Below are 21,063 nucleotides of genomic sequence, written 5' to 3'. Positions count from 1 at the left end.
TTGCGACCTTCAAATCCGCGCATCCCCGCGAAGGCGGGGACCCAAGCTGGATTTCAGGATGAGGCGCGACCGTGGATCGAACCCAACCTCGGCTTGGATCCCCGCCTTCGCGGGGAGGCTCGGTGAAAAATGAGCTCAGGCCGGTGAATGTCGATCCCGCCTAGGCGCGAGGCGATCGCCCCGCCCGCGGTGAAGCGGGCGGGGGTCTATACTGATCAGGGGTGCAGGAACCAGCCGTCGGCGGCCGGCGGGGTGTAGACACCTTCCAGCAGCATGGCGTCGCCGTTCGAGAAATCGATCTCGATCCCCTGGGCGGTGGTGCGGGTGGTCCAGGTCAGGCCGGCCTCGGCCGCCCCGGTCAGGTCGATCTGGTCGCCCGTCCCGAAGTCCTTGATCACGTCGTAGCCGCCCACGGCGTAGACGAAGGTGTCGGCCCCCGCACCGCCCACCAGGGTGTCGTTGCCTGCGCCGCCGCGCAGGATGTCCTGCCCCGCGCCGCTTTCCAGCCAGTCGTCGCCCAGGCCGCCGACGAGGGTGTCGTTTCCGGCCTCGCCGCTCAGCCAGTCGGACCCCGATCCGCCCTCCAGCCAGTCGGCGCCGTCGCCGCCGACCAGGGCGTCGTCGCCCGCCTCTCCGCTCAGCCAGTCGTTGCCCAGCCCGCCGAACAGGGTGTTGGCCGCCCCGTTGCCGAGGATGGCGTTGTCCAGGGCGTTGCCCGTCCCAGTGGTCGCCGAACCGGTCAGGATCAGCTGCTCGATATTGTCGCCCAGCACGTAGGAGACCGACGACAGCACCTGGTCGTAGCCTTCGCCCGCGGCCTCGACGACGGTGTCGGACGCCGTGTCGACGACGAAGGAGTCGTCGCCCGTCCCGCCGATCATCACGTCCGAACCGGCCCCGCCGTCGAGCCAGTCGGCCCCGGCCCCGCCTTCCAGCTGGTCGGCGCCATCGTCGCCGATCAGGGCGTCGTCGCCGGCCTGGCCGCTCAGCCAGTCATTGCCCAGACCGCCGAACAGGGTGTTGGCCACGCCGTTGCCGAGGATGGCGTTGTCCAGGCCGTTGCCCGTTCCCGTCGTCGCCGAACCGGTGAGGATCAGCTGCTCGACATGGGCGCCCAGCGTGTAGGAGATCGACGACAGCACCTGGTCGTAGCCCTCGCCCGACGCCTCGACCACGGTGTCGCCGGCCGCGTCGACGACGTAGGAGTCGTCGCCGACGCCGCCGATCATCACGTCGGAACCGGCCCCGCCGTCGAGCCAGTCGGCCCCGGCCCCGCCTTCCAGCTGGTCGTTGCCGTCGTCGCCGATCAGGGCGTCGTCGCCGGCTTGGCCGCTCAGCCAGTCATTGCCCAGGCCGCCGAACAGGGTGTTGGCGAGCCCGTTGCCGAGGATCGAGTTGTCCAGGGCGTTGCCCTTGCCGACGAGGGCCGCGCCGGTGAGGACCAGCTGCTCGACATTGTCGGCCAGGGCGTAGTCCACCGAGGCCAGCACCTGATCGCCGCCGCCGCCGGCCAGCTCGATCACCACGTCCAGGGCGTCGTCGACCACATAGGTGTCGTTGCCGGCGCCGCCGACCAGGGTGTCGCGGCCCGCGCCGCCGTCGAGATAGTCCTCGCCCGCGCCGCCTTCCAGCCAGTCGCCGCCTTCGCCGCCGTACAGCAGGTCGGCCCCGTCCTGGCCGCTCAGCCAGTCCGCGCCGGCCCCGCCCGAGAGGGTGTTGGCCAGGGCGTTGCCGAGGATGGCGTTGTTCTGGGCGTTGCCGGCGCCGGTCGTCGCCGAGCCGGTCAGGATCAGCTGCTCGACATAGGCGCCCAGGGTGTAGGAGCTGGAGGCGAACACCGTGTCGAAGCCGCCGCCGTCGAGTTCGACGATGCTGTCGCCGGCCTGGTCGACCATGTAGGTGTCGTCGCCCGCGCCGCCCGTCAGGACGTCCGCGCCGGCGCCGCCGTCCAGATAGTCGGCCCCCGCCCCGCCGTAGAGGCCGTTGACGGCCGTCGAGCCGATCAGCCGCGAACCGAAGTCGCCGGCATAGACGTCCTCGATCTGCTGCAGGGTCAACAGGCCCATGCCGGTCTGCTGGGCGGTGGTCAGCGACAGATCGACCTGCACGAAGCCGGTCGCCGCCTTCAGATCCAGCGCGTCGACGAAGTTGTCGTAGTCCCAGGAATACATCGCCCCGACGAGCGACAGGCTGGTCGTGTTGGCCAGGTCCGCGTCGATGACGAAGCGGTCGGCGTTGTAGTCGCCGTAGACGATCGTGAGGTTCTGCGTCTCGCCGGCGCGCAAAGGCGCGATATGGATCGTGTCGCTGCCGTAGCCGCCGTTGGCGGCCGTGTCGCCGAGCTCGGCATAGAGCACGTCGTCGCCCCAGCCGCCTTGCAGGCTGTCCTTGCCGGCGCCGCCGATCAGCACGTCCGCGCCGTCGCCGCCCGTCAGGATGTCGTCGCCGGCGCCGCCGTCGAGCAGGCTGGACGTTCGCGCGCCCAGGGAGTCGTCGCCGTCCTCGCCGTACAGCTCGCCGCCGCCCCACAGGCTGTCGTTGCCGGATCCGCCATAGAAGCGGTCGTTGGTGCTGAGGCCGCCGGTCAGCGTGTCGTTGCCCGCCCCGCCATAGAGGACGTTGACCGCATCGGCCGTGTCGGCTTCGCCGACGCCGGAGCCGCCGGTCACGAGCCGGTCGTCGCCGTCGCCGCCATACAGCGTGTCGTTGCCGGCCGCGCCGTAGAGCGTGTCGCTGTCGGCGCCGCCTTCGAGGACGTCGTCGCCTTCGCCGCCGTTCAGCGTGTCCTGGCCGGCGTCGCCATAGAGACGGTCGGCGCCCTTGTTGCCGTAGAGCGTGTCGGCGCCGGCCCCGCCATGCAGCTCGTCGTCGCCGCCCACGCCGTAATAGAGATCGGCGTTGACCGTGCCGGCGAAGACGTCGACGGCGTTGGTTCCTTGCACGGTGGTCAGGTAGCCGGCCGCGAAGCTCGAAGCCGCCAAGCCGACGGCCGACTCGAACTTGACGATGAAGTCCTGGCTCCAGACGTTGGGACCGTAATCGAGGCCCCCATCGCTATCGGTGTCGAAGATCAGATAGGTCGCGTCGCCGTCCGTCCAGGTCCAGACCTGGATGAAGCCGACGCCGTAGTCGCCGGACGAGAAGACCTGGCCGTTCTGCAGCGAGAAGCCGGCGTCGACCTCGCCGCGCCAGACGATGGGCCGCATTTGCGAGTAGGCCGCCCCGAAGTCGAGCGTGTCACCCTCTGTCGCATCGAAGTCGGTGATGGTGGCGAAGCCGGTGGGGTTGGTGCTGGCGTAGCTCGAATAGGACGTCGTGAACTTGTCGGCGCCGGCGCCGCCGGTGACCGTCGCGCCGCTGGTGTAGGACAGGGTGTCGTTGCCGGCCCCGCCGTCCAGCACCGTGCCCACGCCGCCGCCGATGAGCCGGTCGTCGCCGTCGCCGCCGTAAAGGCTGTCGCCCGCTGCGCCGTTGGTGAGCAGGTCGTTGCCGGCGTCGCCGTACAGGGTGTCCTTGCCGTCGCCGCCGATCAGGATGTCGTCGCCGTCGTCGCCGTGCAGGACGTTGGTCGCGTCCTGGCTCTCGGAATAGCCGTTCAGATTGTAGGCCGCGTAGATCGTGTCGGCGCCCGCGCCGCCGCTCAGTTCGTCGCTGCCCTGGCCGCCCAGGATGAAGTCGTCGCCGTCGCCGCCGAGGATGCGGTCGTCGCCGTCGTCGCCGTACAGCTGGTCGGCGCCGCCGAGACCCGAGATCTGATCGCCGCCGCCCTTGCCGTAGTAGATGTCGGCCACGGACGAACCCGTCCAGGTGTCGGCGTTGGCCCCGCCGGTCTCGACGATGTAGCCCGACGCGCGGACGAGGTCGGTGATCGACAGGGTCGGCGCGCCGTCGAAGGCCAGGGCGAAGTCCTTGGCGTCGAGCACGTTGTTGCCGTTGACGTCGACCATCAGATAGGTCGTCGAGCCGCTGGTCCAGGTGTAGACGCCCAGGAACTCCGAGCTCGTCCCGCCATAGGACTGGCCCACGGTCATGGTGAAGTCGGCGTTGGTCACCGCCCCGCGCCAGGCCAGCTTGGTCGATCCGCTATAGGCCAGGTAGACTTGGTCGCCCTCCGCCGACGAGAAGTCGGCGATGTGGTCGATCGTGTCGAGGTTGCCGGTTTTTTCGTAGAACGCGATCTCGAACACGAAGGTGTCGGCGCCCGCGCCGCCCTTCAGGATGTCGACGGCCCGGTCGAAATCGGAGGCGACCTGCGTGAAGCCGGACTGGATGCGGTCGTCGCCCGCCCCGCCCTCGATCGTGTCGGCCCCGCCCTCGCCATAGAGGCTGTCGTTGCCGTCGCCGCCGCGGATCAGGTCGTCGCCGCCGCCGCCGAACAGGTGATCGTCGCCGCCATTGCCTTCGATCGTGTCGGCCTCGCCCTGGCCATAGTACACGTCGAGGCTCGAGCCCCCCACAAAGTTCGCCATCTACGCCCCCACTCGGCGGAAACGCGCGGTCGCCACCGACATGATGGAGCCCGCCGCCAGGCGCAACCTAGAGCATTGAGGCGCAAGCCGAGCAAGCCCGATGTTGCGGCCTCCTTCGCCTTCGAAACCGAAAGTCGTGGAGCGTGGCGGAAAGTGACGGACGGCGCCTAACGTCCCTCGCCCGCCAGCCTGGCGTAGTAGTCGGCCAGCACCTTGAAGGCCGCCTTGCGCCGCCCCGTGGGCGAGATCAGGCCCTTGCGGTTCCAGCCCTGCTGATAGACCGGATGCTGGCGGCGGGGCGAGCGGAAGTCCTTGAGGATCCACGGCGACATGCCCCGCAGGCTGGGGGCGTTGGCGGCCATGGCCAGGGTCTGGACGTAGTAGCGGGCCTGGAAGTCCTCGGAGAACTTGCGCATCAGCACCGGGTCGCTGAAGCCGGCCAGGGCGTCGGCGCCGAACTCGGAGAACACCATCGGCTTGTCGGTGGCCCGCCAGCTGATCTTCGCAACGGCGTCCAGCGGATCGTCGCCGTACCAGCCGGCGTAGGTGTTGACCGCCAGCACGTCGAGCCTGGCGGCCAGGGGATCGTCGATCCACTGCTCGGCGTGGCGACCATCGGGGCCGTCCACCGTCTTGCGGGCGGCCAGCAGGGCGGCGGTGACCAGGCGGGTGTCGTCCAGGGCGCGGACGTCGTCGGTCAGGGTCCCCAAAAACGCGTTGCGGGCCTCGCCGACCGGGGTCTCGTTGGCCACGCTCCACAGCACGATCGAGGCGCGGTTGCGGTCGCGGCGGATCGAGTCGGCCAGCATGTCGCGCGCCAGCTTCAGGGTGCGGGGATTGTCGAAGGCCACCAGCCAGTAGATCGGGATCTCGCTCCAGACCAAGAGGCCCATCTCGTCGGCGACGCGGGTGGTGACCTCCGAGTGCGGATAGTGGGCCAGGCGAACAAAGTTGGCGTGCAGGCCGTCGCGGGCCTCGCCCAGCAGAGCGCGGGCCGAGGCTTCGGTGATGGTGCGGGCCGGGTTCTCGCCCAACTCCTCCTCGTGCAGACAGATACCGCGCAGGAACACCGGCTTGCCGTTCAACAGGATCTCGCCGCCGCGCACCTCGATGGTGCGGAAGCCGACGCGGTCGGTCAGCACGTCGTCGCCGGCCTCGACGCGCACGTCGTACAGCGTCGGCGCGCCGGGGGCCCAGCGCTTGAGGCCCTTGGGCGCGGGGGCCGACAGCTTCGCCACACCGTCGGCGCCGGCGTTTCCCGACAAGGTCAGGCCCGCGACCTTGACGCTGACCGCCGCTCCTGCGGCGCTGACGCCGTCGAGGCGCACGTCGGCGGCGATGGTCTTGCCGTCGCGGGTCAGCCGCACCCAGGCCTCGTCGACGAAGGTGGCCGGGGTGATCACCAGCCGCACGGGCCGGGTGATACCGCCGTAGTTCTCCCAGTCGGTGACCGGCGGCGGGGCGCCGTCGGCCGACGGGGTGGAGTCGACGCCGACCGTCACCTGGTTCTCGCCGGCCCGCAGCAGGCCGGTCACCTCGAACGAGAACGGCGTGAACCCGCCCTCGTGCTCGCCCACCGCCTGGCCGTTGAGGAAGACCTTGGCGGTGTAGTTGGCGGCCTCGAAGCGCAGGAAGGCGCGCTGGCCGGGCTTGAGGGCCGCGCTGTCGAAGCGCCGCTGGTACCACACCAGCCCCTGGTAGTGGCGCATCTCCGGCGCATGGGTCAGCCACGCGGCCGGCAGGGTCGCCGTGGGCGAGCGGCGCATGTCGTATTCGTAGAGCGCCTTGGGATCGGCCCGGGTCACCTGGTCGACGTCGCTGTCGTCATAGCGCCGATGGCCCACGCCCGGCGGACCGCGATGGAAGCCGGCGACGCCGTCGCGATAGGGATCGACCGAATAGTTCCAGGTTCCGGAAAGGTCCTGGCCGCCGCGCAGGTCGGCGCGGGTCAGGGTGGGGCCGGCCTGGGCGGCCGATGTCGCCAGGAACGCGGCCGCGACCGCCAACGCCCATCCGAAGATCCGCCGCATCCGCCTCTCCCTGTCGCGCGACGCTGGTAATGCCAGCGCCGTCGTTGGAGCGATATTGGTCAGGCCAATGTGGGGTTGTCCAGCCGCCTCGGCCCCAACACTCCCCCCAAATGCTCCCGTCATTCCCGCCCTTGTGGCGGGAACCCCTGGTTCCGCTTTCACGTGAGATGCGAGCGGCGTGCTCAGCACGCCGCCACTACTGCCCTTGCGGCTGAGAGAGGGGTTCCCGCCACAAGGACGGGAATGACGGGAGGAGAGGGAGAGGGAGGCGGGCGGTGATCGCCCCTCACGCCTTCGGGCACTTCGCGCCGCTATCGATCCAAGCCTGCACCAGGTCGCCCAGCTGGGCCTGCGTCCCCGGCGCGGGCTTTCTCCCCTCGCCGGGGTTCCAGCTCCAGCCGACCAGGTGGTCGTGGGCCATGTGGTGCTGCAGCTGGGCCAGGGTCTTGCCGCCGTTGCGGGCCGGGTCCTTCAGCTGGGCGCAGATCGCCCCCAGCGACTTGCCCTGCCAGGCCATCTCGGCCGGCGCCACGGCCCACTTCGGATCGCCCGGCATGCTCTTGATGTGCTCGCCGAAGGTCCTGACGTTGGCCGGGCCGTGGCACGACAGGCAGGGCAGGCCCGTGGGGCCATGGCCGCTCTGGCCGGCAAGCATCGGCGGGTCGTGCGGATGCAGGTCATCGCCCTGGGTCGGCACGCGGGTGGCCGGGTGGCAGTTCAGGCAGCGCGGGCTCTGGATGACCTTGCCGGCCTCGGCGAACAGGGCCAGCGACCGGGCGGCCGGATCCTTTATCCACTGGAAGTCGGCGGCGGTCTTCAGCACCGGAACCGGCGCGGCGGCCGCGGCGGGCTCGCCTTCGGCAAGCGCGCCGGCGACCAGCGCCCCGCCCGCGAGGGCCAGGCCGGTCAGCAACAGCAGGGTGGCGGGGCGGGACATCGGCGTCTCCCTTCCCGCCTGCAACGGCCGGGATCAGGCGCCGGTTGCCTCTTTCAGGAAGCGCTCGATCCAGCCGGCGATGCGGCCGCTGTCGTTGGGCGCGGCCAGCGAGGCCACCGCCGCGTCAGCCTGGGCCTCGGTAAAGCGCGTACCGCGCCGGCTCTCGATCAGGGCCGCGGCATAGGCCGGGTCGAACTCCGGATGAAACTGCATCGACATGGCCTTGTCGCCGTAGGCCAGCACGCCGAACGGGGTGAAGTCGCTGCCGGCCAGCACCCGGCCGCCCGGCGCTAGGGCCACGACTTGGTCCTGGTGCGAGCCCGGGGCGGTCACGTGAGGGGCCGCGTCGTCCATCCACGAGGCCGGCTGCGACACCGAATAGCTCTGCAGGCCCACGCCCCAGCCCTTGTCGGACTTCACCGCGCTGCCGCCGAAGGCCTCGGCCATCACCTGGTGACCGAAGCAGACCCCGACGATCGGCGCCTTGTCGCGGGCGCCGGCCAGGAACCCCTTCAGCGGCGCGATCCACGGCAGGTCGTCATAGACCCCGGCCGAACTGCCGGTGACCAGCCAGGCGTCGCAGGCGTCCACCGCCTTGGGCAGCGCGCCGGCCTGGACGTCGAAGGTCGTGTAGTCGTGCCCGGGCCCCAGCAGGCGCTGGAACATGCCGCCGTAGCGGCCGTAGGCGGGGATCAGGCTTTCGGGCGGCTCGCCCGTCTCCAGGATACCAATACGCATCGTCGTCTCGCCGGGTCCTGCTATCGCGTCGCGCCGGGCTTCCACAGAACGTCCCGCGCGCCGTCGGAATTGGCGCGTCGGGCGGCGACGAACAAGAGGTCCGACAGGCGATTGAGGTATTTCAGCGCCGGCTGGCCGACGATCTCGCCTTCAGTGGCGGCCAGGGCCACGCAGGTGCGCTCGGCCCGGCGGCAGACGGTGCGGGCCACGTGCAGCGCCGCCGACAGCGCCGAACCGGCCGGCAGCACGAACGAGGTCAGGGGCGAGAGGCGCGCGTTGATCAGGTCGATCTCGGCCTCCAGCCGCTCGACCTGGGCCTCGACCACGCGCAGCGGCTCCCATTCGGGCTTTTCGTTCTGCTCGGGGGTGGCCAGATCGGCGCCGAGGTCGAAGAGGTCGTTCTGGATCCGCTCCAGCATGGCGTCGAGCTCGGGGTCCTCGCCCGCGTGCTGGCGGGCGACGCCGATGAAGGCGTTGGTCTCGTCGACCCCGCCATAGGCCTCGACCCGCAAGCTGGCCTTGCTGACCGGCTCGCCGGTCGACAGCCGCGTCGAGCCCTTGTCGCCCGTGCGGGTATAGATGCGGTTCAGGACGACCATGTTTTGGTTACTCTCTGAAACAATCCCGCAAAATCAGCGGGCTAGTAAAGCTAGCGGTGGCTCCACCAGAAGGCGGCCACCAGCACCAGCACGGCGACGAACTGCAGCACCACGCGCAGCCGCATCAGACGGTTGGAATGGGAGCGGCCGAAGTCGCCGCCGCGGAAGAGGGCGTAGATCCCCACGCACAGAGTCGCCAGCACGGCGAACAGGGCGACGGGGATCAGGATCTGGAACAGGTGGGCCATCGGCTCAACCTAGGCCGCGCCTCCAGGGAACGCCAGCACCGCCCAACTCATCCCAAAGTTCACAGAACGCGTTCGGCGAGCGTGTTCGTTGAGTGCATTTGTCGCATCGACGGATGAGGAGCGCTACCATAGAACCTAAACCAGCCAAGGTTCATCGATTTTGGCTATATTTGTGGGTTGAAATCCCTTGCGCACAAGGGTAGAGGCCCCCACCTGAATTCACAGTGCGCGTTCGTTGAACATGATCGACACCCAGCCGCGGATCGTTCAGCGCAGTTTGTTTCCGCGGTCGGTCTGGAGAGAAGACGACATGTCGCAGAGCGCCCGGCTCACCGCGGCTCCCTCCGAACGGGAAGAAGCCCTGGCGGAAGTCCGCCAACTGATCATCGACCTTCGAGACGCCGCCCAGGATGGGCGCGACCTCGCCCGCCGCTACGCCGACGTCCTTCAAAACGTCGTCGACGAGTACTGCATCGAATTTGAAAAGCGCGCTGAAGCCGCGCTCGCCCGCCTGGAGGCCGCCGCATGAGCTTTGTTTCCGTCAACATCGAGTCCGGTTCCGAAACCCCGGTGAAGCTGACCCGCCGGGCGCTCGCCAAGCAGCGCACCCGCGAGCGCGTGCTGTCGGCCGCCCGCCAGCTGTTCAGCGAGCGCGGCTACGAGGGCGCCACGATCCGTGACATCGCCCAGGCCGCCGGCATGTCGACCGGCGCGGTGTTCGCCAGCTTCTCGGACAAGAGCGAGCTGTTCGACGAGATCCTGACCGCCGACTACGAAGTCATCTACGCCCAGATGAAGCAGGCCGCCCGCGACGGCGAGAACGTCGCCGACGCCCTGCTGGGCCTGTTCGGCGTGGCCTACAGCTTCCACCTGGAGCAACTGCCGCTGCTGCAAGCCAGCATCGCCGTCAGCTGGACCCGTTCGGACGCCGCCGAAAAGCGCGCCCGCGGCGACATCAAGCACCTGTTCGCCCTGATCAACGACGCCCTGGAGCGCGGCGTGAAGTCGGGCGAGCTGAAGGCCGACGTAAACGCGAAACTCGTGGCCGAGATCGCTTGGGACGTGTATGTCGCCAACTATCGCCGCGCCGTCTTCGACGGTTGGACGGTCGAGAACCTGGTGGCTCACCTGCGCGAACAGCTCACGCTGATCCTCGCCGGCGCGCGCGCCTGAGGACGGTCCCGCCGGGGGGCGGATCGTCCCCCGGTCGGCCAGGCCAACGAAAAGAATGATGGTTCGGGCGCCCGTTGGGGTCGGGCGCGCGGGTCGATGTGCAAACAGCGCTGCGTGTCCGGAGGGGGAACTGCGTGGGCGTACGTGACGAACAGAAACAGGCGACGCGCGAGCGCGTGCTCGAGGCCGCGCGCGACCTGTTCAACGAGACCGGCTACGAAGAGACGACCATCCGCGCCATCGCCGAACGGGCGGGCGTGTCGGTGGGCAGCGTCTTCACGACCTTCGCCTCCAAGGCCGAGGTGCTGAGCCATGTGATGCAGCGGCGGCTGGGCGATCTCTACGCCGAGTTCGACCGGGTGCTGCCGTTCCTGCGCGGAACCACGGCCGATCGGCTGTGCTCGATCTTCGCCATCCACTACGAGTTCGAGACGCGACGGGTGCGGCTGTTCCTGGCCCACATCGCCGCTTCCTACAGCCCGACCAACGACCCGGGGGTCACCCCCTACGGCCGCAACGAGCATCTGGCCGACATGCTGGAGCAGGTGCTGCAGGAAGGCGTGGCGCGCGGCGACGTGCGCCCCGACCTGGACTTCGCCCTGACCGTGGAAGTGCTGAAGGCCTGCTACGCCTCCAACTACCGCTTGGCGGCCGGCCAGGGCGCCGACGCGACGACGATGTCGGCGGCCATGGACCGGCAGATCGCCCTGATCGCCAGCGGCTGGGCGCCGCGGGGCTAACCCCCTCAGTCGCTACGCGACAGCTCCCCCAGAGGGGGAGCATCCTGGCGCTTCAGATCCTCCCCCTCTGGGGGAGGTGGCCCGGAGGGCCGGAGGGGGCCTCACCCCCGCATCATCCGCTCCAGCGGCGCGGCGAACTTCGCCGAGAAGCCTTCGGGCGCATAGCGCAGCTGCGCATCGCGCGTCGCGCACAGGCCCGAGGCGATCAGGCGCGAGCCGAAGCCCTTGCGCTGCGGCGGCGAGGCCGGGGGGCCGCCGGTCTCGCGCCAGTCGAGCAAGAAGCGTCCGTCCTCGATCGTCCAGCCCAGCGCCACCCGGCCGCTTTCGACCGACAGCGCGCCGTGCTTGACGGCGTTGGTCGCCAGTTCGTGCAGCAGCAGCGACAGCGACAGGCTGGCGTCGGGCCCCAGCAGCACGTCCGGCCCCTCGACCGCGATCCGGCCGCGGCCGTCGTGCAGGGCCAGCATCGGCGCCACCACCGCGCGCGCCGAGGCCGGTCGCCATTGGTTCTGCAACAGCACGTCGTGGGCGTGGCCCAGGGCGACCAGGCGATCCTCGAAGGCCTCGACGGCCTCGCGGTCGGCGATCGACTTCAGGCTCTGGGCGGCGATCGCCTGAACCATGGCCATGGTGTTCTTGACCCGGTGGCTGAGCTCGTTGTTGAGCAGTTCCTGGTGGGCCACGGCCTGGGCGTGGGCGGCTTCGGCCCGCACCTTGTCGGAGGTCTCGTTGGTGATGCACAGCACGCCCTGCACGATCCCGGTCTCATCGACGACGGGCGTGTAGGAGAAGGTCCACCAGGTGTCCTCGTGCTCGCCATAGCGGGCCATGGGGATGAACATGTCGACTACACGCGAAGCCTCGCCGGCTTCCGCGGCCAGGAACATCGGCGCGACGCTGGGCCAGGCGTCGGCCCACAGGTCCTCGAACCGGGCGCCCTGGGCCGCCTCCAGGCGCGGCCCCAGGATCGACCGGTAGGCGTCGTTGAACAGGAAGACGCGCTGCGGCCCCCAGACCAGGTACATCGACTCCGGCGAGCCCAGCAGCGAATTGACCACCATGCTCAGCGTCGCCGGCCAGGCCTCGCGCGGGCCAAGCAGGTGGTTTTCCCAATCCACAGCTTCCAGAAGGCCGGCCGCCGACTGCACCTTAGGAACTCCCTCGCGGATCGCGCGGCTCGCGGGAGCGACGCGCGACCAGGGACGAATTCCTAGGCCATCGCGGCAAGCGGCACAACGAAACCAGATAAGTCCGCCGGCCGACTCTAGTTCCCGTCTTCGAGCAGTCGCCGGGCGATGACCTGGGCCTGGATCTCGCCGGCCCCCTCGAAGATGTTGAGGATGCGGGCGTCAGCCAGCAGGCGGCTGGCGGCGTATTCCATGGCGAAGCCGTTGCCGCCGTGGATCTGCAGGGCGTTGTCGGCGGCGGCCCAGGCGACGCGGGCGGCGATCAGCTTGGCCATGCCGGCCTCCAGGTCGCAGCGCTTGCCCTCGTCCTTCTGGCGGGCGGCGAAATAGGTCAGCTGGCGCACGCCCATGATCTCGGCCGCCATCATGGCCAGCTTGTTGTGCACCCGGGGGAAGGCGAAGATCGCGTCGCCGAACTGCTTGCGGTCGAGCGCGTAGGACAGCCCCACCTCCAGCGCGGCCTGGGCCACGCCCACGGCGCGGGCGGCCGTCTGGATGCGGGCGCTCTCGAAGGTGGCCATCAGCTGCTTGAAGCCCTGGCCCGGAACACCGCCCAGCAGGTTCTCGGCCGGCACGGAAAAGCCGTCGAAGCCCAGTTCGTATTCCTTCATGCCGCGATAGCCGATGACGCCGATCTCGCCGCCGCTCATGCCCTGGGCCGGGAAGTCGTCGCCCTCCGCGCCGCGCGGCTTGGGGGCCAGCAGCATGGAGAGGCCGCGATAATCGGTGGTGGCCGGATCGGTGCGCACCAGCAGGGTCATGACGTCGGCGCGGGCGGCGTGGGTGATCCAGGTCTTGTTCCCGGTCACCACGTACTGCTCGCCCTCCAGCACGGCGCGGGTGCGCAAGGACCCGAGGTCGGAGCCGGTGTTGGGCTCGGTGAAGACGGCCGTCGGCAGGATCTCGGCGCTGGCGATCCTGGGCAGCCAGTGCTGCTTCTGCGCTTCGGTCCCGCCGGTCAGGATCAGCTCGCCGGCGATCTCCGAGCGGGTGGCCAGCGAGCCGACGCCGATCCAGGCCCGCGACAGCTCCTCGGAGACCACGCACATGGCGGTCTTGCCCATGCCGCTGCCGCCGTATTCCTCGGGGATGGTCAGGCCGAACACGCCCAGCGCCCCCAGCTCCTCGACCAGCTCGATCGGGATCAGCTGGTCCTTCAGGTGCCAGTCGTGAGCGAAGGGGGTGACCTTCTCCTCGGCGAAGGCGTGGAACTGGTCGCGGATCATCTCGAAGGTCTCGTCGAGACCGGTGTGCTCAAGCGTAGGACGTCCCCGGGCCTCGGCCAGGCGCTGGGCCACGCGGGTCTTCACGGCCTGGGTCCCGCCCTCGACCATCAGCTTCATGATGCCGTTCGAGAACAGGCGGTTCATGACGGCGCGGTCGGTGACCAGGTGGGCGGGGCGGACGATCTCGCCCTGGTTCATCGGCACGCCGCCGATCAGCTGGGCGGCGTATTCGGAGAACAGCAGCTGGGCCAGCAGGGCCTCGATCTCGCCGAACCGCCCCTCGCCCTCCAGCCGCTCGGCCCAGCCGGCGACCTGGTTCATCAGCTCGGCATAGGCGGCGTACCAGCCAAAACCGTGCACGGCGTGCTGCTGGGCGTCGGCAAGCTTGCGGTCGATCCTGCCGTCCTCGCCGCTGACGCCCGCCTTCACCGCCGGCTTGGCCTCGGCGACGAACAGCTGGGCCGAGGTCGCCGCCTCGCGCAGCAGGCCCGTCAGGCCGGGAAGGATCAGGGACTTGGACTCCTGGGCGACCGCGTCGGTCATGGCTTTCGAACTCCCCTGCGCCGTACTTTTGTTTTCCGGCACTCTGATCTCTTTCGCACCTGCGAGCAATGCCGCGACGCAGCATGCGGTTGCGCGCGGCATGGCCCGAAGATGGGATCGATGGGGATCGCGGGAGATCCGCGCCCGCCCCGAAGGACGGGCGCGGCTGTCGGCTACTTCGGCTTGGCCGCCGCCGGCGCCTTGGCCGTCGTGGTCTTCGGCGGCACCACGGCCGCGCCAGCCACCGCCCAGGAGAAGTCGGCCTGGGTGTTGCTGGTGGTGAAGTAGGTCTTGTCGGTGAAGAACGAGATCGGCGCCGTGTACGACAGCGGATACGGCGCATTGGCGGCGATCACCGCCACACCGTGGCAGCTCATGCAGTTGGAGGTGATGCCGGCCGGGATGTTGGTGCTGGTCTCCAGATAGGGGTTGAAGCACACCGTCATCGCCGAGCCGCCCGGCGTGGTCGTCTGGTCGTAGGCCGTGCAGCTGGCGTAGTTGTTCCACGGCGTCTTCAGCGACGAGGGCTGGCCCTGCTTGCTGCCGGGGAAGCCGTTGGGCGTGTCGCCGCCCGGCTGCCACCAGAAGGTCTGCCAGGTCCAGAACGGGATCTCCTTGGTGTTGACGTGCATGGCCTGCAGCACCGCGTAGTCGCCCTTGGCGGCCAGGGGCGGCGCGGGCGTGGGCGGCGGCGCGTTGGCGGCGTTGAAGGCGGCCGCTTCGGCGGTGCTGAGCTTGACCGCGTAGAAGCTGCTGAGCGGCCCCCACAGGAAGGTCTTGCAGGCGCTGAAATAGGCCGCGCCGGCGGCGTTGGGAGCCTGGGCGATCTCTTCCTTGGTCGCCGGCCGCACCGCGCCCTTGCCGTTCGGGTCGATCAGGACGCAGGTGGTCCAGGTCGGCGGCATCGGGTTGGTGGCGTTGGTCGAGCCCGACGGCCCCTGCCACAGCGGCTGGATCGTCAGGCCGGTGGCCTTGACCAGGCCGAACACCGGCTTGAGCTCGATGCCGCGCACCGGGAAGACGTTGATCGTGCGGTCCTGGGCCGGCGTGGTCGCCGGCCAGGAGGCGTTCAGCACGCCCAGGTCGTTGCCGTTGGAATAGGTGTAGTTGCCGCCCGGCCCCGGCTGGGTGGAATCGATGAAGGCGGCCGCCTCGGGGCTGAACTTGTTGAACGCGGTGATGGCGCCGTCGAACTGCGGGCTGGGGATGCCGCCCCGGCCGTGGTGGAACTGGTTGGGCGAGATGAACTGGTGCAGCGCGCGCGGCGCCTTGACCCGGTCGGCCACCGTCGTCTTGACCGCGGCGACCGCCTCAGGACCGGCGGCGGGGGCCGGCGGCGCCGGCGGGAAGACTTCGTTGCTGCCGGCCCAGGTGTCCCAGATGGGCAGGTCCTGGCCGTTGAACACCTGGCCGGACGGCTGCGACATGGCCTGCCAGATCTGCCAGGCGTGGTTGCGGATGGCCGCGGTGTCGCTGTTGTTGATCCAGCCCTGGATCGTGGCCTGGGCGACCGGATAGTCGGCGGTGGTCGGCAGCGGCACGGGCGTGATTACCGCCGTGTCCAGCAGAACCTCGGGCTTGGGCGCCTCCGGAGCCTTGTCGCAGCCCCACAGCCCCGCGCCGAACACGACAGCCGCGGCCGCCGCGAAAGCGATCTTCCTCATGACATCCCTCCCCGACGCGGTGTTGCTGGCCGCGTGGCGGCCGCATCATGCCGAAAAACAATATCTGAAGTTGTGCATTTCGACACCACGACCCATGAGGCCCCCAGGGAGCCCTTTTGGGACCCCCGCGAAAAATTTCAACATGAACGAATTCTGTCGAACGACCTGACGGCGCGGTTCAGCTTCGCCCTGCCATGTTGCGTCTCACGGGGCCGGCGCGCCCCGGCAAAATCATAAGGGACGAAGGACTCTCGCCATGCAAAAGACCACCACCTTGAAGACCATCGGTCTGACCATCGCCGCCGCCGCCACCGCCTTCACCATGGCCGCGGCCCCGGCCGCCAACGCCGTCGAACAGCGCCTGGGCGGCGTCGTCGGCTGCCAGGCCTCGGGCAAGAAGCAGGAAACCGGCGCCGTGATCGGCGGCCTGCTGGGCGCCGTCGCCGGCTCGAACCTGGCCAAGAACGACCGTGGCACGGGCACCGCCATCGGCGCCGTGGTCGGCGCGGGCGCCGGCTCCTACGTCGGCTGCAACATGCAGAAGAAGGACGCCGCCCGTGACGTCGGCGGGGCCTACAAGACCAGCAACGGCATCCGCATCTCGCACAACATCGACGATGCGCCGATGACCAAGATCAGCGGCAAGTACGTCGCCCGCTCGAACCTGAACCTGCGCGCCTCGGCCTCGACCCGCGGCATGAAGGTCGGCTCGGTCGTCACCGGCGAAACCTTCCAGGCCCTGGGCCGCACCGGCGACGGCAAGTGGATCCTGGTCGGCCAGAACGGCGTCGGCGTCGGCTACGTCTCCAGCGCCTACGTCTACCGCGCTTAACGGACGCTAGGGGCGCGCTCCCGTCCCCCCTGCGCGCTCCGTGCGAGCCCGCCTGGTCCCCCGGCCAGGCGGGCTTTTCGCGTTTGACCACCCTCTCCCGCAAGGGAGAGGGGCGTTCAGTCGATCTCGAAGGTGTCCGGACCGGGGGGCGGCGGCGCGGGCTTGGCCGGGACGGGGACCGGCGGGGGCACGGGCGTGCGGCCGTCGCTGGCCAGCAGGGCCGTGACGCGCTTGAGCAGGTCGGCGGCGGTGAACGGCTTGACGATGTAGCCGTTGGCCCCGTCGTTCAGGGCCTGCTTGACGGTGTCGATGTCGCCGCGGGCGGTCATCATCATCACCGGGGTGCGCAGCCGGCGCAGGCGGCGGATGACGCGCAGGGCCTCAAGGCCGCTCATCCCCGGCATCTGGATGTCGAGCAGCACCAGATCCGACTTGGCGTGGCCCAGGGTCTCCAGGCCGACCGCGCCGTTGGGCGCGCCCGAAACGCGGTGGCCGGCCTGGCTCAGCACCAGGTCGACGAACTCGCGGATCAGCGGGTCATCGTCGATCACCAGGATGGAGTGGGGCATCGGCGGGCTTTCGGGGGAACGCGTCGGGTACTCGACCAACTATAGCGCGCACGCCCGGCGCCTCGCACCCCCGGGAACGGATTTCACAGGCGGGCGCGCTCTATTGTCGCGCTCAGCGGCACAGGCGGTAGGTGCTGAGATCTAGGTGCAGGTGGTCGGCGTGGGCGGCGTTGTAGTCTGGGCTCAGCACCGCCCCGAACACCTTGCAGGCGCCGGCGCGGGCCGTGCGCAGGAAGCGCCCCTCGGGACCGGCCTTGCGGAAGTCGGCGGCCAGCGTCAGGCGGCGGCCGTCGGCGAGGCGGACGCCGGACACGTCCAGGGCCGCGGCGCGGGCGTGCTGGCTGGGCCGCTCGCCGGGGCGGCCGTAGATCGTGCGGCAGGCGTAGGTCCCGAGGTGATCGACCCCGGCCAGCGGGCTGCCCAGGATCCGCTCGGCGGCCGGCACCAGCACCTGCCGCTCCCAGACCGCGTAGCGCAGGGCCAGCGGGCAGGTCATCACCGGGGCGGCGGGCGACAGCAGGCTTTGGGTCCGCACCGTGTCGCGGGTCGAGCAGAAGCCCTGGTCGCGCGCCGGCTGGTCGATGGGGGTGATCCCCCCGGCCCGGAGGGCGGCGCGGCAGGCGGCCGGATCGGCGCCGAGGCGCGACAGCTTGCCTTCCGTCGCCAGGCCCAGCGGCTGGTCGATCGAGAACGGCTTCCACGGCAGGTCCTGCGGCGGGGCGATGCGGTCGACCAGGGCGAAGACCAGCAGGCCGGCCAGGGCCGCGTCGAGCAGCAGGCCGCCGATCTCGGCCAGCGCCAGGGCTTGAGGGGATGCGGGTTTCACGCGTGTTCAACGGCGGGGCGAGCGGTCCGGTTCTGTGCAGCGGCTTGGCGAGCGGCGCGGAAACGGGCATGACCGCCTGCCCGGTCCGGAAGGGCCGTCGAAGAGACCGTCGATGTCCGTCGCCGCCGATCGCACCGCCCTGCTGGACCGCGCCCTGCTGCCGCGTTTCGGCCTGCTGTGCCTGGGCATCTGGCTGAACGCCGCCGACACCCTGGTCACCGCCACCATCATGCCCAGCGTCGCCCGCGAGATCGGCGGCCACCAGTATTTCGGCTGGTCGGTGGCGGCCTATCTGATGGGCTCGATCGTCGCCGGCGCGTGCAGCGGCAAGTTCTCGCAAGGTCTGGGCCTGCGTCGGGCCACCGCCTGCGCCGGCGTTGTCTACGCCGCCGGCTGCGCCATGAGCGCCCTGGCGCCCGAGTTCGTCACCTTCGTCGTCGGACGGTTGATCCAGGGGCTGGGCGCGGGGGCCGTGGTGGCCCTGTGCTACGTCGCCATCACCGCCCTGTTCCCCGAAAAGCTGTGGCCGCGCGTCTATGGCGCGGTGGCGGGCGTTTGGGGCGGGGCGACGCTGCTGGGACCGCTGCTGGGCGGGGTGTTCGCCGCCGCCGGCTTCTGGCGGGGCGCGTTCTGGGCCTTCGTCGTCCAGGGCGTGGTGTTCGTGATCGCGGTGCTGGCCATGCTGCCGGGCGAGAAGCGGGCCGAGGGGCGCACGCGCATCCCCAGCCGCCAGCTGGCCTTGCTGGTGGTCGGGGTCAGCCTGGTCGGCGCGGCCGGCGTCGTCACCTCGCCGGCGACGGCGGGGATCTGCGCCGTGCTAGGCGCCCTGGCCATGGCCGCCATGCTGGCCGTCAACCGCATCTCGCCCGACCGGCTGCTGCCGCGCTCGGCCGCCGATCTTTCCACCGCCACCGGCCTTGGCCTGCTGGTCATGTTCGCCTGCGAGGCCGCCGCCATCGGCTTCACGGTCTATGGCCCGGCCTTCATCCAGGCCCGTCACGGCGCCTCGCCGCTGGTGGCCGGCTACGTCACCGGCGGCATCGCGGCCGGCTGGACCGTCTGCGCCATGCTGGTGGCCCGGCTGAAGGTCGAGCACGAGCCCCTGGCCATCCGCGCCGGCGCGCTGGTGATCCTGGCCGGGGTCGCGGCCTCGGCCCTGGCCGTGTCGCGCGGCGGCCTGTGGAGCACGGGCCTCTCCTTGCTGGCCGTCGGCTGCGGCTTCGGGCTCTGCTGGGCGTTCCTGGCCCGGCGGACCATCGCCGGCGCGCCGGCCCAGGACCAGGCCCTGGCCTCATCGGCGGTGCCGACCGTGCAGCTGATCGGCGGCGCGACCGGCTCGGCCGCCGCCGGGGCCATGGCCAACCTGCTGGGCTTCGGCCACGGAATCGATCCCGCCGCCGCCTTCGCCCACGGCCCGTGGCTGTTCGGGGCCTTCGTGCCGCTGGCCCTGGTCGGCTTCGCGGCGGCCTGGCGGCTGGCGCGAAGCTGAACCTTGCGGGAAGGCCGCGCCGTCGGCACAACGCCAGGATGACCGACGACCTCCGTTTCGCCGACGCCGTTTCCGCCGACCGCCGGGAACAGATCGTCAACCGCCTGGCCGACATCGCCCGCGAGGAGGGCGTGCGCGTGCTGCTGGCCGTGGAATCGGGCAGTCGCGCCTGGGGCTTCCACTCGCCCGACAGCGACTATGACGTCCGCTTCGTCTATGCCCGGCCGGTCGCCGACTACCTGAGCTTGACCCCGCCCCGCGACGTCATCGAGCGGCCGATCGACGACGACCTCGACATCGGCGGCTGGGATGTGGCCAAGGCGCTGAAGCTGGTGGCGCGTGGCAACGCCGTGGTCTCCGAATGGCTGTCCTCGCCGATCCTCTATGCCGAGGATCCCGGTTTCCGATCGGCGTTCGAGCCGATCGCCCGGGCCTGGCGCGACCTGCACGGCGACGTCGCCCACTATCACGGCCTGGCCCGCCGCCAGTGGGGAAGCTTCATCGAGGGGCGCGAGCAGGTGCGGCTGAAGAAGTACTTCTACGTCATCCGCCCGGCCGTGGCTCTGCAGTGGCTGCGTGAGCGGGGCGACGCCCGGCCGCCGATGAGCCTGCCGCGCCTGCTCGACCATGTGCGCCTGCCGACCGAGACCGCCGAGGCCCTGGAAGACCTGCGTCGCCGCAAGCAGGCGGCCGGCGAGGCGGTAGGCGTGGGCGCGCGCATTCCCGCCATCGACGACTATGTCCGCGAACAGATGGTCTGGGCGGTCAGCGCCAAGCCTTCCGTCGCGCCGCGCGATCCGGCGCTCTGGGCGCGGACCGAGGCGGCGTTTCGAGCGCTGGTCGGCTTCGAGGGCTGAAGGCGGCTCAGCGGTCGCTGGAGCTGCTGAGGGCGATCAGGGCCAGGGCGGGATTCTGGGCGACCGCCAGCATCGACACGGCGGCCAGGGCGCTGTCGTCGCGGCCGTCGGCCTCGGTGGCCGCGCCAGGGATCGGCGTGACTATGGACTCGGGCGGCGCGCCCGGCGCGGGGCCGATCTCCAAGTCGGGACGGTAGCGGAAGATCTCGGCGCGGACGGCGTCGACGCCCAGCGCCAGGGGCGCCAGATCGATCTCGACATCGGCTCCCACCGCGCGGTCCGCGGCGTCCAGGCTCGGCAGGTCGTTGGGACCGAGCCGCAAGCCCAGCTTGCCCGCCCGGTGGCGCGCGCGCGGACGCACCGCCTGCAGCACCGGCCAGGGAATGGTGCAGCCCAGTTCGCGGGAATAGAGGCCGTCCGCGTCGATCCGCAGCTCCACCCAGTCCTCCAGCGGCTTGCGCCTCCAGGCCAGCCAGCCGAAGCCGCCACAGAGCGCCAGGGCGTAGACCACGCCCCAGGCGTCGCCGTACCACCAGGACTGTCCGGCCAGCAGCAGGCCGATGGCGAGGCCGCCGAGCGGCGCGCGGCGTTTCCAGCGGGCCTGGAACAGGGTCTTGCGGCTGGCGCGCCATACGCCGAGTTCGGGCTGGTCGGGGGCGTCCTCGCGCCGGCCGGCCAGCCAGAAAGCGACGGCCGCCAGGCCGCCGGCCACGAACAGCGGCGGTCCGACCTCGGGCGAGCCGCCCCAGACGCCCAGCAGCAGGCCGCACCAGATCGCCGTGGTCGTCATTTCGCGCGCGATCTCGCCGGTGGGCAGGCTCGTCCGCACGCCGTTCGCGACCTTGCGCAACGGCGTCATGTCCGCCGAACCTCTATCGGACGGGACGTCTGGATCATGGGGCGGCGCCTGCTTCATCACCCTAAGGTAGCGTGGCC

General features: G+C 70.4%; 18 protein-coding genes. 6 read left to right on the top strand and 12 right to left on the bottom strand.

Features of this window, described 5'->3' with window-relative positions:
- Positions 1-215: 215 nt before the first annotated feature.
- From AC07N1_RS09045 to AC07N1_RS09020, 6 genes are all read right to left on the bottom strand, one after another.
- Positions 216-4,469, bottom strand: coding sequence for a beta strand repeat-containing protein (locus AC07N1_RS09045; protein WP_494671493.1), 4,254 nt, complete (start codon positions 4,467-4,469; stop codon positions 216-218).
- A gap of 167 nt (positions 4,470-4,636) precedes the next feature.
- Complete coding sequence (locus AC07N1_RS09040; RefSeq protein WP_494671492.1) at positions 4,637-6,499, bottom strand: glycoside hydrolase family 2 protein; 1,863 nt, start codon at positions 6,497-6,499, stop codon at positions 4,637-4,639.
- A 286-nt stretch (positions 6,500-6,785) separates the two neighbouring features.
- On the bottom strand, positions 6,786-7,436 hold the full coding sequence (locus tag AC07N1_RS09035; RefSeq protein WP_494671491.1) for an Isoquinoline 1-oxidoreductase subunit: 651 nt from the start codon (positions 7,434-7,436) through the stop codon (positions 6,786-6,788).
- A 33-nt stretch (positions 7,437-7,469) separates the two neighbouring features.
- A complete protein-coding gene (locus AC07N1_RS09030) occupies positions 7,470-8,174 on the bottom strand; it encodes a type 1 glutamine amidotransferase (RefSeq protein WP_494671490.1) in 705 nt (234 codons plus the stop codon).
- 20 nt (positions 8,175-8,194) lie between these two features.
- Positions 8,195-8,773 carry a cob(I)yrinic acid a,c-diamide adenosyltransferase gene (locus AC07N1_RS09025; RefSeq protein WP_494671489.1) on the bottom strand — a complete coding sequence of 193 codons (579 nt, stop codon included), beginning with the start codon at positions 8,771-8,773 and terminating at the stop codon, positions 8,195-8,197.
- Between the two features lie 50 nt (positions 8,774-8,823).
- A complete protein-coding gene (locus AC07N1_RS09020; protein ID WP_494671488.1) occupies positions 8,824-9,021 on the bottom strand; it encodes a twin transmembrane helix small protein in 198 nt (65 codons plus the stop codon).
- Positions 9,022-9,331: 310 nt separating this feature from the next.
- Between AC07N1_RS09020 and AC07N1_RS09015 the strand changes: the two genes are divergently transcribed.
- From AC07N1_RS09015 to AC07N1_RS09005, 3 genes are all read left to right on the top strand, one after another.
- Positions 9,332-9,550, top strand: a complete 219-nt coding sequence (locus AC07N1_RS09015) for a CC0731 family SpdR-regulated protein (protein WP_110119254.1) — start codon at positions 9,332-9,334, stop codon at positions 9,548-9,550.
- Complete coding sequence (locus AC07N1_RS09010; protein ID WP_494671487.1) at positions 9,547-10,194, top strand: TetR/AcrR family transcriptional regulator; 648 nt, start codon at positions 9,547-9,549, stop codon at positions 10,192-10,194. The genes AC07N1_RS09015 and AC07N1_RS09010 overlap by 4 nt, the downstream gene beginning before the upstream one ends.
- A 134-nt stretch (positions 10,195-10,328) precedes the next feature.
- On the top strand, positions 10,329-10,934 hold the full coding sequence (locus AC07N1_RS09005; protein ID WP_494671486.1) for a TetR/AcrR family transcriptional regulator: 606 nt from the start codon (positions 10,329-10,331) through the stop codon (positions 10,932-10,934).
- Between the two features lie 101 nt (positions 10,935-11,035).
- Here AC07N1_RS09005 and AC07N1_RS09000 read toward each other — a convergent pair whose 3' ends face one another.
- The 3 genes from AC07N1_RS09000 to AC07N1_RS08990 all read right to left on the bottom strand — a co-directional run bounded on the left by AC07N1_RS09000 (position 11,036) and on the right by AC07N1_RS08990 (position 15,554).
- A complete protein-coding gene (locus AC07N1_RS09000; RefSeq protein WP_494671485.1) occupies positions 11,036-12,082 on the bottom strand; it encodes a sensor histidine kinase in 1,047 nt (348 codons plus the stop codon).
- Positions 12,083-12,198: 116 nt separating this feature from the next.
- Positions 12,199-13,890, bottom strand: a complete 1,692-nt coding sequence (locus AC07N1_RS08995) for an acyl-CoA dehydrogenase family protein (protein ID WP_494671484.1) — start codon at positions 13,888-13,890, stop codon at positions 12,199-12,201.
- Positions 13,891-14,063: 173 nt separating this feature from the next.
- Positions 14,064-15,554 carry a hypothetical protein gene (locus tag AC07N1_RS08990; protein WP_494671483.1) on the bottom strand — a complete coding sequence of 497 codons (1,491 nt, stop codon included), beginning with the start codon at positions 15,552-15,554 and terminating at the stop codon, positions 14,064-14,066.
- Positions 15,555-15,810: 256 nt separating this feature from the next.
- Here AC07N1_RS08990 and AC07N1_RS08985 point away from each other — a divergent pair, with 256 nt between their 5' ends.
- Positions 15,811-16,386: an SH3 domain-containing protein gene (locus AC07N1_RS08985; protein ID WP_494671482.1), complete on the top strand. Its 576-nt coding sequence runs from the start codon at positions 15,811-15,813 to the stop codon at positions 16,384-16,386.
- A 116-nt stretch (positions 16,387-16,502) separates the two neighbouring features.
- Here the strand turns inward: AC07N1_RS08985 and AC07N1_RS08980 are convergent, their stop codons facing one another.
- Both AC07N1_RS08980 and AC07N1_RS08975 read right to left on the bottom strand, forming a co-directional pair.
- On the bottom strand, positions 16,503-16,955 hold the full coding sequence (locus AC07N1_RS08980) for a response regulator transcription factor (RefSeq protein WP_494671481.1): 453 nt from the start codon (positions 16,953-16,955) through the stop codon (positions 16,503-16,505).
- A 112-nt stretch (positions 16,956-17,067) separates the two neighbouring features.
- Entirely contained in the window at positions 17,068-17,781 is a 714-nt protein-coding gene (locus AC07N1_RS08975; RefSeq protein WP_494671480.1) for an extensin-like domain-containing protein, read from the bottom strand.
- A gap of 112 nt (positions 17,782-17,893) precedes the next feature.
- Here AC07N1_RS08975 and AC07N1_RS08970 point away from each other — a divergent pair, with 112 nt between their 5' ends.
- Both AC07N1_RS08970 and AC07N1_RS08965 read left to right on the top strand, forming a co-directional pair.
- Positions 17,894-19,270 carry an MFS transporter gene (locus AC07N1_RS08970; protein ID WP_494671479.1) on the top strand — a complete coding sequence of 459 codons (1,377 nt, stop codon included), beginning with the start codon at positions 17,894-17,896 and terminating at the stop codon, positions 19,268-19,270.
- 38 nt (positions 19,271-19,308) lie between these two features.
- Entirely contained in the window at positions 19,309-20,127 is an 819-nt protein-coding gene (locus AC07N1_RS08965; protein ID WP_494671478.1) for a nucleotidyltransferase domain-containing protein, read from the top strand.
- Positions 20,128-20,134: 7 nt separating this feature from the next.
- On the opposite strand, the gene AC07N1_RS08960 is transcribed toward AC07N1_RS08965, so the two are convergent.
- Positions 20,135-20,986: a hypothetical protein gene (locus AC07N1_RS08960; protein ID WP_494671477.1), complete on the bottom strand. Its 852-nt coding sequence runs from the start codon at positions 20,984-20,986 to the stop codon at positions 20,135-20,137.
- Between the last annotated feature and the right edge of the window lie 77 nt (positions 20,987-21,063).

This window comes from Caulobacter sp. GW821-FHT09B11 (assembly GCF_059418205.1).
This window is presented reverse-complemented; position numbering and strand designations above follow the sequence as displayed.

Excerpts from the sequence above, each read along its gene's own strand:
- AC07N1_RS09045 (WP_494671493.1), bottom strand. The coding sequence starts at position 4,469 with ATGGCGAACTTTGTGGGGGGCTCGAGCCTCGACGTGTACTATGGCCAG.
- AC07N1_RS09040 (WP_494671492.1), bottom strand. The coding sequence starts at position 6,499 with ATGCGGCGGATCTTCGGATGGGCGTTGGCGGTCGCGGCCGCGTTCCTG.
- AC07N1_RS09035 (WP_494671491.1), bottom strand. The coding sequence starts at position 7,436 with ATGTCCCGCCCCGCCACCCTGCTGTTGCTGACCGGCCTGGCCCTCGCG.
- AC07N1_RS09030 (WP_494671490.1), bottom strand. The coding sequence starts at position 8,174 with ATGCGTATTGGTATCCTGGAGACGGGCGAGCCGCCCGAAAGCCTGATC.
- AC07N1_RS09025 (WP_494671489.1), bottom strand. The coding sequence starts at position 8,773 with ATGGTCGTCCTGAACCGCATCTATACCCGCACGGGCGACAAGGGCTCG.
- AC07N1_RS09020 (WP_494671488.1), bottom strand. The coding sequence starts at position 9,021 with ATGGCCCACCTGTTCCAGATCCTGATCCCCGTCGCCCTGTTCGCCGTG.
- AC07N1_RS09015 (WP_110119254.1), top strand. The coding sequence starts at position 9,332 with ATGTCGCAGAGCGCCCGGCTCACCGCGGCTCCCTCCGAACGGGAAGAA.
- AC07N1_RS09010 (WP_494671487.1), top strand. The coding sequence starts at position 9,547 with ATGAGCTTTGTTTCCGTCAACATCGAGTCCGGTTCCGAAACCCCGGTG.
- AC07N1_RS08995 (WP_494671484.1), bottom strand. The coding sequence starts at position 13,890 with ATGACCGACGCGGTCGCCCAGGAGTCCAAGTCCCTGATCCTTCCCGGC.
- AC07N1_RS08990 (WP_494671483.1), bottom strand. The coding sequence starts at position 15,554 with ATGAGGAAGATCGCTTTCGCGGCGGCCGCGGCTGTCGTGTTCGGCGCG.
- AC07N1_RS08985 (WP_494671482.1), top strand. The coding sequence starts at position 15,811 with ATGCAAAAGACCACCACCTTGAAGACCATCGGTCTGACCATCGCCGCC.
- AC07N1_RS08980 (WP_494671481.1), bottom strand. The coding sequence starts at position 16,955 with ATGCCCCACTCCATCCTGGTGATCGACGATGACCCGCTGATCCGCGAG.
- AC07N1_RS08970 (WP_494671479.1), top strand. The coding sequence starts at position 17,894 with ATGTCCGTCGCCGCCGATCGCACCGCCCTGCTGGACCGCGCCCTGCTG.
- AC07N1_RS08965 (WP_494671478.1), top strand. The coding sequence starts at position 19,309 with ATGACCGACGACCTCCGTTTCGCCGACGCCGTTTCCGCCGACCGCCGG.
- AC07N1_RS08960 (WP_494671477.1), bottom strand. The coding sequence starts at position 20,986 with ATGACGCCGTTGCGCAAGGTCGCGAACGGCGTGCGGACGAGCCTGCCC.